A 14,446-nucleotide genomic window follows, 5' to 3' on the forward strand; every position below is an offset into this window, starting at 1 on the left:
CGATGCATCCGCCGCCATTGATGGAATGGCCAAATCCGTGTCTGTGGCTGAGGCCGGGAGATACCGGCCCGGCGGCGATCCGCGGGGCGCGGGCCGCGGCGTCATCGAGGCCGGGCCCCATTGAATGTCTGCTTCCGAATCCACTTCGACGCCCGCGTCCGGCGGCTGGATCGCCAACCAGCCCTATCTCCTGCTGTGCATCACCGCGACGTGCTGGGCCGGCAACGCCATCGTCGGCCGGCTTGCCGCCGGCCACATTCCGCCGGTGACGCTGTCGTTCCTGCGCTGGTCGGCGGCATTCCTGATCGTGCTGCCGTTCGCCTGGAAGCACCTGGCGCGCGACTGGGCCGCGATCCGCAAGAATCTCGGCATCATGGTGCTGCTGTCGATATCAGGCATCTCGGCCTTCAACACGCTGCAATACTGGGCGCTCGAGCACACCATGGCGCTGAACACGATGCTGCTGCAATCGGCAGCGCCGCTGGTGGTCGCGCTGTGGTCGCTGGTCCTGCTCGGCGCCCGGCTGACGGTGGCACAATTGTGTGGCGTGCTGCTCTCGCTGTGCGGCGTGCTGGTGATCCTGCTGCATGGCGATCTCACCTCGCTGTCGAAGATCGACTTCAATAAGGGCGACCTGATCTTCATCGTCGCGCTGGTGATCTTCGCGCTGTATTCGGTGCTGACGCTAAAGCGGCCCGCGATCCACGGCCTCTCGGTCGCGGCCTTCACCTTCGGCTGCGGCGCGCTGTTCCTGATCCCGTTCTTCGTCTGGGAGCTCTCCGCGCGGCCGGTGATGCAGCTCACCACCAATAATCTGCTGTCGCTGTTCTATGTCGCGGTGTTCCCCTCGACGCTGGCCTATCTCTGCTTCAACCGCGGCGTGCAGCTGATCGGCGCCAACCGCGCCGCGCCGTTCTTTCACATGGTTCCGGTGTTCGGCACCGTGATGTCGATCGTGTTCATCGGCGAGCATCCGCAGGCGTTCCACTTCATCGGCTTTGCGCTGGTGCTGGCCGGCGTGTTCGCGGCGTCGCGGAAGCAGTCGGCGGCGTGATCGATCCTCCCCTCTCCGGGCGGGCGAGGCGAAGGGGACACGGTGACTATTTCGGGCAAATCCGCTATTTTCCCGAGACTGCTTCTTTCCCAGGACTGCTTCGCGGACTGATCCGGACAACATGGCGCGCGCCAGCAATGTGATGATCGGCACCCTGACGCTGGCCCTGATTGCCGGCTCGCTCGGCGGCTGGCTGGGCTATCAGCGCTATGCCGGCATCAAGCGGCTGGTGCCGTTCCGCGTGATCTTCGAGGGCACGGCGTCCGGGCTGCGCCGCGGCGGCAGCGTGAATTTTGCCGGCGTGCGCATCGGCGAGGTGGTGTCGATCAGGCTCGACCGCCACCGCGTGGTGGCGATGACCCGGATCGAGGGCAATGCACCGATCCGCAAGGACACCCAGGTCGGCCTCGAATTCCAGGGCCTGACCGGGATCGCGGCGATCTCCTTCACCGGCGGTACCGACGATGCACCGGAGCCGCCGCTCGGCGCCGACGGCATTCCGGAGCTGACCGCCGACCCCGAAGGCACCATGGGCGTGCAGGAGAAGCTGCGCGTCGCGCTGCGCAATGTCGACCGCATCATCGTCGAGAACGAGGCCGACGTGAAGGACACGCTGCGCGGCTTCGAGACCTTCACCGATTCGCTGTCCGGCAACGGCGAAATGGTCGCCGCCTTCGTCGATGCCGCCGCGGACGGCGTCGACGCGGCCGACGCCAAGATCACCTCGGCCGACAGATACCTCAAGACGCTGGGCAGCGACAAATATGGCGGCGAGCTGCTGCCGACCGTGATCTCGTTGCGCGAACTGGTGCAGAGCTTCGACAAGAAGTCCGGCGCCTTCATCGCCGACACCCGCAAGACGCTCAACGACGTCAGCCAGTCCGTCAACGCGTTCAACGCGAAAATTGCCGGGCCGGCCCGCAGGCGCTAACGTGCGCCCTTGAACCAAGAACAACAACGGAAACGCTGACCGTGCACGATCGAACCGCGCCCTCCCCGCCTCCCGCAACCGTCACCCGTGCCACGAGCGCCGTACCGCGCCGCTTGCAGCGCTATCTCACGCTCGACGATTTCGAGCCGCAGGCGCGGCGGATCCTGCCCAAATTCCTCTATGGCTACATCTCCGGCGGCGCCGAGACCGATGCGGCGCGCGCCGACAATCGCAAGGCGTTCGAGGAATACGGCTTCGTGCCGCGCGTCCTGCAGGACGTCTCCGGCCGCGACCAGACCACGACGCTGTTCGGCAAGAGCTATGCCTCGCCGTTCGGCATTCCGCCGATGGGCTCGTCGGCGCTGTGCGCCTATCGCGGCGACATCGTGCTGACGCGCGCGGCCGCCGCGGCCAACATCCCGATGATCCTGTCGGCCTCCTCGCTGATCACGCTGGAAGACGTCCGCGCCAACAATCCGGACGCCTGGTACCAGGCCTATCTGGCCGGCGTCGACGAGCGCATCGAACCGCTGGTCGACCGCGTCGCGGCCGCCGGTTACGACACCTTCGTCGTCACCGCCGACGTGCCGGTGCCGCCGAACCGCGAGAACAACATCCGCAACGGCTTTCAGGTGCCGTTGTCGATCACGCCGCGGGTGTTCTGGGACACCATCAGCCATCCCGACTGGCTGCTCAACACCTGGGCCCGCACCGTGTTCAACCACGGCATGCCGCATTTCGAGAACATGGATGCCAAGCAGGGCCCGCCGGTGCTGTCGAAGAACCTGATGCGCAACATCGGCAACCGCGACCAGCTCGCCTGGAAGCATGTCGCGCTGATCCGCAAGCGCTGGCCCGGCAAGCTCGTGGTCAAGGGCCTGATCTCGCCGGAAGACGCGCGGCTCGCCCGCGAGCATGGCTGCGACGGCGTGCTGGTCTCCAACCATGGCGGCCGCCAGCTCGATTACACCTTCTCCGGCCTGCGCACGCTGCCGGAGATCGCGGCGCAAAAGGGCAACATGACCGTGATGGTGGACGGCGGCATCCGCCGCGGCACCGACGTGATCAAGGCGCTGGCGCTCGGCGCCGACTTCGTCTGGGTCGGCCGCCCGTTCCTCTATGCCGCGGTTGCCGCGGGCGAGGCCGGCGTAACGCGTGCGATCTCGCTGCTGCAGGCCGAGATCGACCGCGACCTCGCGCTATCAGGCATCCGCAGCCTGAAGGAGATCACGCCGGAGCTGGTGCGGAAGTTTTGAGCGAGTAGCGTCCGCGGCCCTGCGAGCACGAGGGCGCACTGCCAAATATCGAAAACAACCCCATGCAAAGGAGCCGGCGGCTGCCGGCGTTCGACGGCAACTTGACACGTCGGGCAAATCAGCGGTACTCTTCCAATATTCCGAAATCACGCATAGCGCGCCGCGCCCATGCAGAGCGCGGTGATCGCGAGCAGCCCGGCCGCGATGCGTTGGGCGACCGCGAGCCGCGAACGGGCGCGTGATCCATCATCCGCATTGGTGCGCAGCTGCCTGACCGCGCTGCCGCCGACGACGATCTGCACCGCGACCGCAGCCAGCGCCGAAATCGCGCCCAGCGCCAAAATCTGCTCCGACCGCGCGAACGAGCCCTCGTGAACAAGATGCCAGAGCGTGGCGCCGGTGACGATCGCGACCGTCGCGGCGCCGAGCTGCGGGCCCAGCAGCCGCTCGCCGCCGAGACCGCCGGTGCGCGCCAAAGTGAAGCTCGAGCCAGCCCAAAACACCGATGACAGGACGTGCAAGGACAGGGCTATGATGAGGGCGGTCTGCATGGTCTCGCTCCAGAACGGTCTTTGGAAATTAGATATACATAATGTATAATCAATTCGACGAAAGCAAGGCAGACGGATGCCGCCGCGCAGCTATGTGAGCCCGGCGCGCAGCGCGGCCGCGGCCGAGACCCGCGAGCGCGTGCTCGAGGCAGCCTCGCGCACGCTGCGCGAAGGCGAGAGCATTGCGCGCTTTTCGCTGGACACGGTGGCGAAAGCGGCCGGCGTGACCCGGCTCACCGTCTACAACCAGTTCGGCTCGCGGCGCGGGCTGCTGGAGGCGGTGTTCGACGGCATCGCCCGGCAGGGCGGGCTGCATCAGCTCGCCGAGGCCTGGACCACGCCCGATCCCCAGGCCGCGCTGGATCGGGTGATCGAGATCTTTTGCGGCTTCTGGAGCCGCGATCCGGCGATCGGCCGGCTGCACGACGCGATGGCCACCGATCCGGAGTTCGCCGAAGCCATCCGCGAGCGCAACGACCGCCGCCGCCGCGGTTTTACCGCCATGGTCGACCGGATCGCGGGCGACGCGGCGTCGCCGCAGGCCCGCAAGGACGCTGTCGACCTGCTGTTCATGCTGACGAGCTATCCGACCTTCGCCTCGCTGCGCCCGGGGCGGACGCGGGAGGAGGTCTGCCGGCTGCTGCAAGCCGCCTGCCGCGGCGTGATTGCGCCGCTATCATCCTATAACTCACGGGCGGCACCAAACACTCAGCGTCGTCCCGGCGAAGGCCGGGACCCATGACCACCGATAGTCATTGTTGCGCGTTGGCGGAACGACGAGATCGCCCCCTAACATCCGCCGCGGAGTATGGGTCCCGGCCTTCGCCGGGACGACGACGCATATGGCACCGTTCACGTTTCAGGGTGACGGCATCAGAGCTGCGTCGCCTTGAACTTGCTGTAGGCCTCGCGTGTCGCGATAATCACGTGCGCCTCGCAGCCGTTGTTGCGGTGCGGGTCGCAGCGCGTCTCGTAGTCGGCCGAGGTCATCATGTCGATGAAATCAGCCACGCTCGGATAGTAGACCAGCGCGATGTAATCCCATTGCTGGCCGGCCGGCTCGCCCAGCGCGACCGCCTCGGCATTGCCGGTCCACAGCAGCGTGCCGCCGCGCGCCTTGATCATCGGCACGGTGAGCGCGCTGTAGCGCAGATAGGCGTCCCGGCCCGAGCCGTCGCCATCGAGCGAGCGTGGGCGAAACCGCATCAGATTGACCATCACCACCGGTGCCGCGCGGTCGAGCTCGCCCAGGCCTTTGATGTTCAGGAGATCGACACCCATTCTTTCTGCTCCATCCAGGCATATATTTCCGAGCGCTGGCCGCGGTCCGGCCGCAAAGATTATGTCACATCGCAAGGCTACGCTGAAACGCGCCCGGGCTCGAGGCTTGCACCTCCAGGCTTGCAAGCGGCCCCTGCGCCTCCCGGAGGTCAAGGCCGTGATGACCCTTCCCGAACTTGCGGCCGACGCGCTCGGCAAGTTCCTCGGTGAATACATGCAGCGCCGGTTCGGCAGCTCGCAGACCGAGCTGGTCGAGATGGTGCCCTCGATCGCGCGGATCGCGATCGAATGCATCGGCAACAGCGACGCGCTCTACCACAATGTCGAGCACACCATGCTGGTGACGCTGGCCGGCCACGACATCCTGCGCGGCCGCGCGCTGCATTCGCACATGACCGCGGAGGATTATGCGCATGTCATCATCGCCTGCCTCACCCACGATATCGGCTATGTGCGCGGGCTGTTCGAGGCGGACGGCGAGAACGGCTATCTAGTCGATCCCGACGGCCGCAAGGTGACGCTGACGCGCGGCGCGTCCGACGCAGGCCTGCTGCCCTACCATGTCGACCGCTCCAAGATGTTCGTGATGGAGCGGATCAAGGGCATCCCCCAGCTCGACAAGGGCCGCATCGCGCGCGCCATCGAGGGCACGCGCTTCCCGTTGAACGTGCCCGGCGAGACCGAGGAATTCGGCGAGGAGGCCGCGCTGCTGCGCGCCGCCGACCTGATCGGGCAGCTCGGCGATCCCCACTACATCCGCAAGGCCAACGCGCTGTATCTCGAATTCGAGGAGGCCGGGGTGAACCGCCAGCTCGGCTACGACTCGGCCGCCGACCTCGTCGACCGCTACCCGCAATTCTATTGGGACAGCGTCGCCCCGCAGGTGCAGCGCGCGATCCGCCACCTCAACGTCACCTCCAGCGGCCGGCAATGGATCGCCAATCTCTACAGCAACGTGTTTCGCGCCGAGCGCGACATCTCGCTGTCCGGGCCGCAGCCGTAGACGCGCGTCAAACTATCCTGCGGGAATGTGAGTGTATGACGCGCGACGTCGCAACAATTTCGATGTCGTCCCGGCGAAAGCCGGGACCCATAACCACGGAAGGGCATGGTTGCGCAACGCTGGGGCCGCACCTTTTTTCCAACAACCCAATCCTGTGGTAATGGGTCCCGGCTTTCGCCGGGACGACAGCGGTGGTGGTAGCCGCGCATGGCTCCAATCCGCTCTTTCGCCTTGTCGCGACGCCGGTTCGGGCACAACATCGGCGGATAATGACCGCCTTGCCGTCCGCACCCGCCGTCCCGACCAGACGCTCGCCGCTCAACTGGCTCAACAATCAACCCTATTTGCTGCTCAGCCTGACCTCGCTGTTCTGGGCCGCCAACATCGTGCTGGCGCGGCATGTCGGCAGCCATGTGCCGCCGATCACGCTGACCACGATCCGCTGGTTCGGCGTGTTCCTGATCCTGCTGCCGTTCGCGTGGCCGCATCTGAGAGCGGACTGGCCCAAGCTGCGCAGCGCGCTGCCGCTGATGCTGTTGCTGTCCGCGGTCGGCTTCGCGTTCAACAACGCGATCTCCTACTGGGCCATGCAATATACCGAGGCGCTGAATGCGCTCTTGATCCAGTCGGCCGGCCCGCTGTTCGTGGCGCTGTGGTCGCTGGTGCTGTTCGGCGTGCGGCTGACGCCGGCGCAGCTCGCCGGGATCGCGATCTCGCTCGCCGGCGTGCTCATCATCATCCTGCGCGGCGATGTCGCGGCGCTCGCCTCGATCAGCTTCAACCGCGGCGACATCATGTTCGGCGCTTCACTGGTGTCGTTCGGGCTGTATTCGGCGCTGATCCCGCGGCGGCCGAAAATCCACCAACTCTCGCTGATCTCCTTCACCACCTGCTGCGGCGCGTTGATGCTGCTGCCGGCGGCAATCTGGGAGTTCTCCTCCGGCGCGACCTTGCAGTTCGACCCGCTGACGCTGGCGACGCTGGCCTATGTGCTGATCTTCCCGTCGACGCTGGCCTATCTGTTCTTCAACCGCGGCGTCGCGCTGATCGGCCCGAACCGCGCCGCGCCGTTCTTCCATCTGGTGCCGGTGTTCGGCTCGGCGATGGCGATCCTGCTGCTCGGCGAGACGCTGGCGCCGTATCACCTGATCGGCTACGCGCTGGTGCTCGCCGGCGTCATCATCGCTTCGCGCCAGGGATCGGCGAAAAGGTAGTGCGGCGAACGCCGGAATCGTAGGGTGGGCAAAGGCGCACTTGCGCCGTGCCCTCCATCAAGTGTCGTGCGCGTGAAGGTGGGCACGCTTGCGCTTTGCCCACCCTACGCACTACGGATCCGACCTTACGCCGCCCGCACCTTCTGCAGGAACTCGTCGACCGCATTGCGCAGCGCGCCGGACTGGGTGTCGAGCTGGCGGGCGTTCGAGAGCACGTCGCCTGCCGCGGTGCCGGTGGCGGCGGCCGCCGAGGTGACGCCGCCGATATGGGCCGAGATCTCGCTCGAACCGGCCGCGACCTGCTGGATGTTGCGCGCGATCTCGCGCGTCGCATCGCCCTGCTGGTCGATCGCGGTCGAGATCGAGGCGGTGATCTCGCTCATCTGCGCGATCGTCGCGGTGATGCCGCCGATCGAGGTCACCGCCTCGCCGGTGGAGGACTGCATCGCGGCGACCTGCGCCGAGATCTCCTCGGTCGCCTTCGCGGTCTGGTTGGCCAGCGCCTTCACTTCGGAGGCGACCACCGCGAAGCCGCGGCCGGATTCGCCGGCGCGCGCCGCCTCGATGGTGGCGTTGAGCGCCAGCAGATTGGTCTGGGCGGCGATCGAGTGGATCAGCTTGACCACCTCGCCGATCTTCTCGGCGCCGGTGGAGAGCGCCTGCACGGTGGCATTGGTGCGCTCGGCATCGGCCACCGCCTGGCTTGCGACCTCGCTGGAGCGCGCCACCTGGCGGGCGATCTCGGCGACCGACGAGGAAAGCTCCTCGGCGGCGGCGGCCACGGTGCCGACATTGTTGGAGGCAGAGTCGGAAGCCGCACCGACGGTCGCCGCCCGCGCGCTGGCGTCGCTTGCGGTCGCGGTCATCGATTGCGCGGTGGTCTGCATGCCGGCGGCGGCCGAGGCCACCGAACGGACGATGCCGTTCACGCTACGCTCGAAATCGCTGGCGATGTTCTCCATCGCGGAGCGGCGTTCGCCGGCGGCACGGGCCTGGGTCTCGGCCTCGGCCTTTTCGAGATCGCGGATCCGGATCGCGTTGTCCTTGAACACTTGCACGGTAGCGGCCATCGCGCCGACCTCGTCGCCGCGGCCGACACCGGGAATCTCGCCGTCGAGCTTGCCGTCGGCGATCTCGCGCATGCGGGTGCCGAGCAGATTGAGCGGCCGGGAAATGCTGCGGCCGATCAGCCAGGCGACCGAACCGGAGATGATGCCGATGCCGAGGATGGCCAGCCCGAGCAGCCAGGCGATCGGCCGCATCTTGGCGTCGATGTCGTCGAGATAGGCGCCGGTGCCGAGATACATGTCGAAGCCAGGCACGGCGACCGCGTAGCCGAGCTTGCGGATCGGGGTCTCCTGGCCGGGCTTCACATATTCATAAAACAGCAGGATCGAGCCGTTGGCCTTGACGCCGTTCATCAACTCCCAGGACAGCTTGCGGCCGTTGGTCACGACCTCCATCCGGTTGGTGCCGACCTGTTTCGGATCGGGCGCCAGCACGGTGATGCCGTCATAGCCGGTGCCGAACAGGTAGCCGGAGCCGTTGTCATAGGTCATGGCGTTGGCGCGCTTGCCGAGCTCCGCCATCGCCGCTTCCTTGGTCAGCTTGCCGGCGTCGACGTCCTTCTTGAGGCTTTCCGCGTAGTTCTTCGCCATTTCGACCATGGCCTTGGCCTGGTCGATGCGCGCATTGGTCATCTCGCGCTGGATCAGATTGATCGCGAGAACGCCGGCCGTGCAGAGGCCGACCAGGGTCACCCCGACCAAAATGCCGAGCTTGGGGGTGATCTTCAAATTTGACAGCTTCACGGGGGTCTCCAGGAGCGATGGGGAACGCGACGCGATTGGCGGATTTGATGAGGTTGAAAGTATTGATGCCCCTCACGGTAACGTGAGACATTTACCCGTTGGTTACGGTGGCTCCCCGTAGAAGCCCGGAGGATCGGGCCGCCAGCCGGCCGGCAAGTGTGGAGCGCGCCGCCGGGGTCGCGTAGAAGCATCCGAGGCGACGGGTCCGCCCGTGGCCGAGAGAGCAAGAAGCAAGAACAGAAGACTTCAAATCGGGAGCAGACGATGTCGAAATTCAGGGTGGTGACGCCGAAGGGCGCGAGCTTCACGGTCGCCGGCGGCGGTTATGACTATGAGCGGGAGGCGCTCGACCCGATCGGTGCCGAGATCATCGAGGCGCCGGCCAACGAAGCCGAATTCATCGCCGCCGCGAGAACCGCGGATGCGATCTACGCCAAGGGCATGCCGATCACCAAGGCGGTGATCGACGCGCTGGAAACCTGCAAGGTGATCACGCTCGGCAGCGTCGGCGTCGACTCGGTCGACGTCAAGGCCGCGACCGCCCGCGGCATCCCCGTCACCAACATCCCCGACACCTTCATCGAGGAGGTCGCCGACCACGCCATGATGCTGCTGCTGTCAGGCTTCCGCCGCCTGGTCGAGCAGGACAAGATGGTGCGCAGCGGCCGCTGGGCCGAAGGCCGGCCGGCGCTCTTGAAGATTCCGCGCCTGATGGGCCAGACGCTCGGCTTCGTCTCGTTCGGCCGCGTCGCCCGTGCGGTGGCCAAACGCGCCGCGCCGTTCGGGTTGCGGATGATGGCCTACGATCCCTTCATCCAGGAAACGCTGATGTACGACCACGGCGTGATCCCCGCGACATTGTCGGAGGTGCTCACGCAGTCGGATTTCGTCTCGATGCACGCGCCGGCGCGGCCCGAGGTGCATCACATGCTGACCGAGAAGCATTTCCGCCAGATGAAAAAATCCGCCGTCTTCATCAACACCGGTCGCGGCGCCACGGTCGACGAGGAGTCGCTGATCAAGGCCCTGCAGGAGGGCTGGATCGCGCATGCCGCGCTCGACGTGCTGGAGAAGGAACCGCCGTCGCACAACAATCCGATGCTCGGAATGGACAATGTTACCTTGACCGCCCATGTCGCCTCGGCCTCGGCACGTTTCGACGAAGCGCGCAAGCGTCGCGTGGGCTACGAATTGTCACTAGTGCTGCAAGGCATGTGGCCGGTAAGCTGCGTCAACCCGTCGGTGCTGCAGAACACCGCGCTGCGCCGCTGGCAGCCCGTCAGCATGGATCGCGGTCCGAACAGCTAAGGCGGGAAATGCGTGCTCGCGCGAGGTTCGCGCGAGCATGCGCAGCAAGGCCGAAGAGCCCTCACCGGCGATCAACGCCGGGAGGGTCACAAAGCAGGGAGGAATGCATGAGGAACGACCTCACCCGTCGTGACGCGCTGGCGCTGGGGCTATCGGCGGCAGCACTGGCCGCAACCGGCGCATCCGCGCAGGAGGCATCGAAGATCAAGGCGGCCGACGCGGCGGCGCCGTCGCTGCCGATCGAGAAAGGCGCGTCCTTGCGCATGCTGCGCCCGGTGCGCTTCGTGCAGGCCGACGAGGACGTGTTCCGCGCCAACGCCAAGAAGTTCACCGACAAGACCGGCGTCGAGGTCAAGGTCGATTTCGTCGGCTGGGAAGACATCAACCAGCAGACCGCGGTGACCTCGAACTCCGGCGCCGGCCCCGACATCATCATCGGCTTCGGCGACGCACCGCATATCTATATCGACAAGCTGATCGAACTGACCGACGTCGCCGACTATCTCGGCAAGCGCTATGGCGGCTGGCTCGCGCTGGCGCAGACCTACGGCAAGCGCGCCAAGTCCAACAACTGGATCGGCCTGCCGTTCGGTGCCTCGGGCGGTCCGCTGGTCTACCGCAAGTCGCTGATCAATGCAGCCGGCTATGACAAGGTGCCGGAAGACCATGCCGGCATCCTCGCGCTCTGCAAGAAACTGAAGGCCGCCGGCAAGCCCGCGGGCTTCGCGCTCGGCAACGCCGTCGGCGACGGCAACGGCTTTGCGAATTGGCTGTTGTGGTCGCACAACGCCGCGCTGCTCGATGCGGAAGGCAACATCATCGTCAACAGCAAGGAGACGATATCAGCGCTGAAATACCTGAAGGAGCTGTATCCGACCTTCATCGCCGGCACGCCGTCCTGGAACGACGTCTCCAACAACCGCGCCTACTCGTCGCAGGAGATCGGCCTCACCGCCAATGGCGTCTCGCTGTATTTCTCGCTGAAGAATGATCCCGCGACCAAGCCGGTCGCCGACGACACCGAGCATCAGTTCCTGCCCAAGGGACTGGCGCCGACCTCGCCGATGTCGGGCCTGACGTTGAACGCGATGGTGTTTAAGCACTCGCCCTACCCCAATGCGGCGAAGGCGTTCCTGCAATTCATGCTGGAGCATGACCAGTACGAGCCGTGGCTCAACGCCAATTCCGGCTATTGGGCGCAGCCGCTGGCGGCCTACGCCGATGCGGCGGTGTGGTCGGGCGATCCCAAGGTCGCGATCTTCAAGGACACGATGAAGAGCCCTTATTACAACGGCTACAAGGGACCGATCTCGACCGCCACCGGCGCCGTCAACGCCGATTACGTGCTGGTGCAGATGTGCGCCTCGGTCGCAACCGATGCCGCGACGCCGGAGGCGGCGGCCGCGGAGGCCGAGCAGCGGGCCAAGCGGTATTTCCGGCGGCAGGGGCGGTAGCCGGATTTCGACGTTTACGCCGTCATTCCGGGGCGCGAAGCGAACCCGGAATCTCGAGGTTCCGGGTTCGATGCTGCGCATCGCCCCGGAACGACAACTCAAGCCAGGACAACCGTCTGATGTCCGTAACGACTCTTCCAGCCCGCACCTACGCGCTGCACCAGCCGAACTGGATCGTGCGCCTGTTCGACTACAAGCCGTTCCTGATCGTGATGTGCCTGGCGCCCGCGATCGGCCTGTTGCTGGTGTTCCTGACCTATCCGCTCGGCCTCGGCATCTGGCTCGCCTTCACCGACACCACGATCGGCCAGCGCGGCATCTTCATCGGCCTGGAGAACTTTCAGTATCTGCTCAAGGATCCGCTGTGGTGGAACGCGGTGTTCTACTCGATCTTCTACACGGCGGTGGCCACGGTCGGAAAATTCGCGCTCGGCTTCTGGCTGGCGCTGCTGCTCAACAATCATTTCCCGTTCAAGAGCCTGATCCGCGCCATCGTGCTGCTGCCGTGGATCGTGCCGACGGTGCTCTCCGCGCTGGCATTCTGGTGGATCTACGATCCGCAGTTCTCGATCATCTCCTATCTCCTGGTCGACGTGCTGCATCTGCGCACCAGCTATGTCGACTTCCTCGGCTCGCCCTGGCCGGCGCGGTTCTCGCTGATCGTGGCCAACATCTGGCGCGGCATCCCGTTCGTCGCGATCTCGCTGTTGGCGGGATTGCAGACCATCTCGCCCTCGCTCTATGAAGCCGCGATGCTCGACGGCGCCAGCGCCTGGCAGCGCTTCCGCTACATCACCTTCCCGATGATGATGCCGATCCTGGCGATCGTGATGACGTTCTCGATCATCTTCACCTTTACCGACTTCCAGCTCGTCTATGCCATCACCCGCGGCGGCCCGGTCAACTCGACGCATCTGCTGGCGACCCTGGCGTTCCAGCGCGGCATCGCCGGCGGCGAGCTCGGCGAAGGCGCGGCAATCGCGGTGTCGATGATCCCGTTCCTGATCTTCGCGACGTTGTTTTCCTACTTCGGCCTCGCGCGCCGCAAATGGCAGCAGGGAGAAGCCAATGACTGACGTCACCGCCTCGCCGGGCAACAGCAACGTCGCCAGCGCCACGCCGGACACCATGGCGTGGGAATCCCGCAGCCGGCGGATGGTGATGATCTATCTGCCGCTGGCCTGCTTCGTCGTGATCCTGCTGTTCCCGTTCTACTGGATGGCGATCACCTCGTTCAAACCGAACGCGGAGCTCCTGAACTACAAGGAGCACAACCCGTTCTGGATCACCTCGCCGACGCTGATTCACATCAAGCATCTGCTGTTCGAAACCGACTATCCGCGCTGGCTGAAGACGACGATGCTGGTCGCGGTCGGATCGACCTTCCTGTCGCTGTTCGCCTCGACCCTGGCGGCCTACGCGATCGAGCGGCTGCGCTTCCGCGGCAGTCCTTACGTCGGCCTCGGCATCTATCTCGCCTATCTGGTGCCGCCGTCGATCCTGTTCATTCCGCTCGCCACCGTGATCGTGCAGTTCGGCCTGTTCGATTCGCCGCTGGCGCTGATCCTGGTCTATCCGACCTTCCTGGTGCCGTTCTGCACCTGGCTCCTGATCGGCTATTTCAAGTCGATCCCCTACGAGCTCGAGGAATGCGCGCTGGTCGACGGCGCGACCCGGCTGCAGATCCTGCGCCGGATCACGCTGCCGCTCGCGGTGCCCGGGCTGATCTCGGCCGGCATCTTCTCCTTCACGCTGTCCTGGAACGAGTTCATCTACGCGCTCGCCTTCATCCAGAGCGGCGCCAACAAGACGGTGCCGGTCGCGATCGTGACCGAGCTGATCACCGGCGACGTCTACCAATGGGGCGCGCTGATGGCCGGCTCGCTGCTCGGCTCGCTGCCGGTGGCGTTGTTCTATTCGCTGTTCGTCGACTACTACGTCTCGTCGCTGACCGGCGCGGTGAAGGAGTAGCGGGACGCGATCCCTCCCCAACGTCGTCCCGGCGAAGGCCGGGACCCATACTCCGCGGCGGATGTTGTGGACAGGACTCGTCGTTCCACGGGCACGTAATAGCGAGCATCGGTGGTTATCGGTCCCGGCCGTCGCCGGGACGACGCTGATGTTGGTTTCCATGGCACAAAGGGGTTGCCTTCATCCCGCGCTGTGCTTCGCCCGCTCGGTGATCAGCACCTCGAAACCTTCGAACTTGGGATGGCCGAGATAGAGGCTGCCACCGGTGTCGTTGCCGGCGCGGGAATGGGCGCGGCGGAACGCGTCCGACCTGGTCCAGGCTTCGAATGCGGCCTTGTCGGCCCACACCGTATGCGTGGCATAGAGCGTGTGGTCCTCGGCCTCGGGCCCCTTCACCAAATGAAACTCGATGAAGCCCGGGGTGTCGCCGAGATAGGATTCCCGGCTCTTCCAGACGGTCTCGAACGCCTGCTCCGAGCCCGTCTTCACCTGGAACCGGTTCATCGCGATGAACATGAAAGCAGTCTCCTGTCTGCGGCGGATACGCCGTATCTCGCTGGTCGATCTCGTTGATAGCACAATGTCATCGCCCGGGCTTGACCGGGCGATCCA

14 protein-coding genes are annotated in these 14,446 nt (G+C 65.6%); 10 read left to right on the forward strand and 4 right to left on the reverse strand.

All coding sequences use genetic code 11. The annotated features are described in order from the left end of the window. The first annotated feature begins 124 nt into the window (after nucleotides 1-124). From IC762_RS28990 to IC762_RS29000, 3 genes are all read left to right on the forward strand, one after another. Nucleotides 125-1,054 carry a DMT family transporter gene (locus tag IC762_RS28990; protein ID WP_195785578.1) on the forward strand — a complete coding sequence of 310 codons (930 nt, stop codon included), beginning with the start codon at nucleotides 125-127 and terminating at the stop codon, nucleotides 1,052-1,054. A 121-nt stretch (nucleotides 1,055-1,175) separates the two neighbouring features. Further along, entirely contained in the window at nucleotides 1,176-1,985 is an 810-nt protein-coding gene (locus IC762_RS28995; RefSeq protein ID WP_195785579.1) for an MlaD family protein, read from the forward strand. Nucleotides 1,986-2,026: 41 nt separating this feature from the next. Further along, nucleotides 2,027-3,241, forward strand: coding sequence for an alpha-hydroxy acid oxidase (locus IC762_RS29000; protein WP_195785580.1), 1,215 nt, complete (start codon nucleotides 2,027-2,029; stop codon nucleotides 3,239-3,241). A gap of 146 nt (nucleotides 3,242-3,387) precedes the next feature. Here IC762_RS29000 and IC762_RS29005 read toward each other — a convergent pair whose 3' ends face one another. Next, nucleotides 3,388-3,792 (reverse strand): hypothetical protein, encoded by a 405-nt coding sequence (locus tag IC762_RS29005; protein ID WP_195785581.1) that lies wholly within the window; start codon nucleotides 3,790-3,792, stop codon nucleotides 3,388-3,390. 76 nt (nucleotides 3,793-3,868) lie between these two features. Here IC762_RS29005 and IC762_RS29010 point away from each other — a divergent pair, with 76 nt between their 5' ends. Then, nucleotides 3,869-4,534 carry a TetR/AcrR family transcriptional regulator gene (locus tag IC762_RS29010; protein ID WP_195785582.1) on the forward strand — a complete coding sequence of 222 codons (666 nt, stop codon included), beginning with the start codon at nucleotides 3,869-3,871 and terminating at the stop codon, nucleotides 4,532-4,534. Between the two features lie 131 nt (nucleotides 4,535-4,665). Here the strand turns inward: IC762_RS29010 and IC762_RS29015 are convergent, their stop codons facing one another. Then, the gene (locus tag IC762_RS29015; protein WP_195785583.1) at nucleotides 4,666-5,073 is read right to left on the reverse strand and encodes a DUF1330 domain-containing protein; all 408 of its coding nucleotides are present in this window, start codon (nucleotides 5,071-5,073) and stop codon (nucleotides 4,666-4,668) included. 157 nt (nucleotides 5,074-5,230) lie between these two features. Here IC762_RS29015 and IC762_RS29020 point away from each other — a divergent pair, with 157 nt between their 5' ends. Both IC762_RS29020 and IC762_RS29025 read left to right on the forward strand, forming a co-directional pair. Beyond that, nucleotides 5,231-6,076, forward strand: a complete 846-nt coding sequence (locus tag IC762_RS29020) for a metal-dependent phosphohydrolase (protein ID WP_195785584.1) — start codon at nucleotides 5,231-5,233, stop codon at nucleotides 6,074-6,076. 269 nt (nucleotides 6,077-6,345) lie between these two features. Beyond that, nucleotides 6,346-7,290: a DMT family transporter gene (locus tag IC762_RS29025; protein WP_195785585.1), complete on the forward strand. Its 945-nt coding sequence runs from the start codon at nucleotides 6,346-6,348 to the stop codon at nucleotides 7,288-7,290. A 125-nt stretch (nucleotides 7,291-7,415) separates the two neighbouring features. Here IC762_RS29025 and IC762_RS29030 read toward each other — a convergent pair whose 3' ends face one another. Further along, the gene (locus IC762_RS29030) at nucleotides 7,416-9,101 is read right to left on the reverse strand and encodes a methyl-accepting chemotaxis protein (RefSeq protein ID WP_195785586.1); all 1,686 of its coding nucleotides are present in this window, start codon (nucleotides 9,099-9,101) and stop codon (nucleotides 7,416-7,418) included. A 264-nt stretch (nucleotides 9,102-9,365) separates the two neighbouring features. Here IC762_RS29030 and IC762_RS29035 point away from each other — a divergent pair, with 264 nt between their 5' ends. The 4 genes from IC762_RS29035 to IC762_RS29050 all read left to right on the forward strand — a co-directional run bounded on the left by IC762_RS29035 (nucleotide 9,366) and on the right by IC762_RS29050 (nucleotide 13,834). Next, complete coding sequence (locus IC762_RS29035) at nucleotides 9,366-10,409, forward strand: C-terminal binding protein (RefSeq protein ID WP_195785587.1); 1,044 nt, start codon at nucleotides 9,366-9,368, stop codon at nucleotides 10,407-10,409. 107 nt (nucleotides 10,410-10,516) lie between these two features. Next, the gene (locus IC762_RS29040) at nucleotides 10,517-11,863 is read left to right on the forward strand and encodes an ABC transporter substrate-binding protein (RefSeq protein WP_195785588.1); all 1,347 of its coding nucleotides are present in this window, start codon (nucleotides 10,517-10,519) and stop codon (nucleotides 11,861-11,863) included. A gap of 119 nt (nucleotides 11,864-11,982) precedes the next feature. Further along, the gene (locus tag IC762_RS29045) at nucleotides 11,983-12,939 is read left to right on the forward strand and encodes a carbohydrate ABC transporter permease (RefSeq protein WP_195785589.1); all 957 of its coding nucleotides are present in this window, start codon (nucleotides 11,983-11,985) and stop codon (nucleotides 12,937-12,939) included. Between the two features lie 52 nt (nucleotides 12,940-12,991). Beyond that, nucleotides 12,992-13,834 (forward strand): carbohydrate ABC transporter permease, encoded by an 843-nt coding sequence (locus IC762_RS29050; protein ID WP_433995925.1) that lies wholly within the window; start codon nucleotides 12,992-12,994, stop codon nucleotides 13,832-13,834. 180 nt (nucleotides 13,835-14,014) lie between these two features. Here the strand turns inward: IC762_RS29050 and IC762_RS29055 are convergent, their stop codons facing one another. Next, nucleotides 14,015-14,350, reverse strand: a complete 336-nt coding sequence (locus tag IC762_RS29055) for an antibiotic biosynthesis monooxygenase family protein (protein WP_195785591.1) — start codon at nucleotides 14,348-14,350, stop codon at nucleotides 14,015-14,017. Between the last annotated feature and the right edge of the window lie 96 nt (nucleotides 14,351-14,446).

It is taken from the genome of Bradyrhizobium genosp. L (assembly GCF_015624485.1).
GTDB lineage: Bacteria > Pseudomonadota > Alphaproteobacteria > Rhizobiales > Xanthobacteraceae > Bradyrhizobium.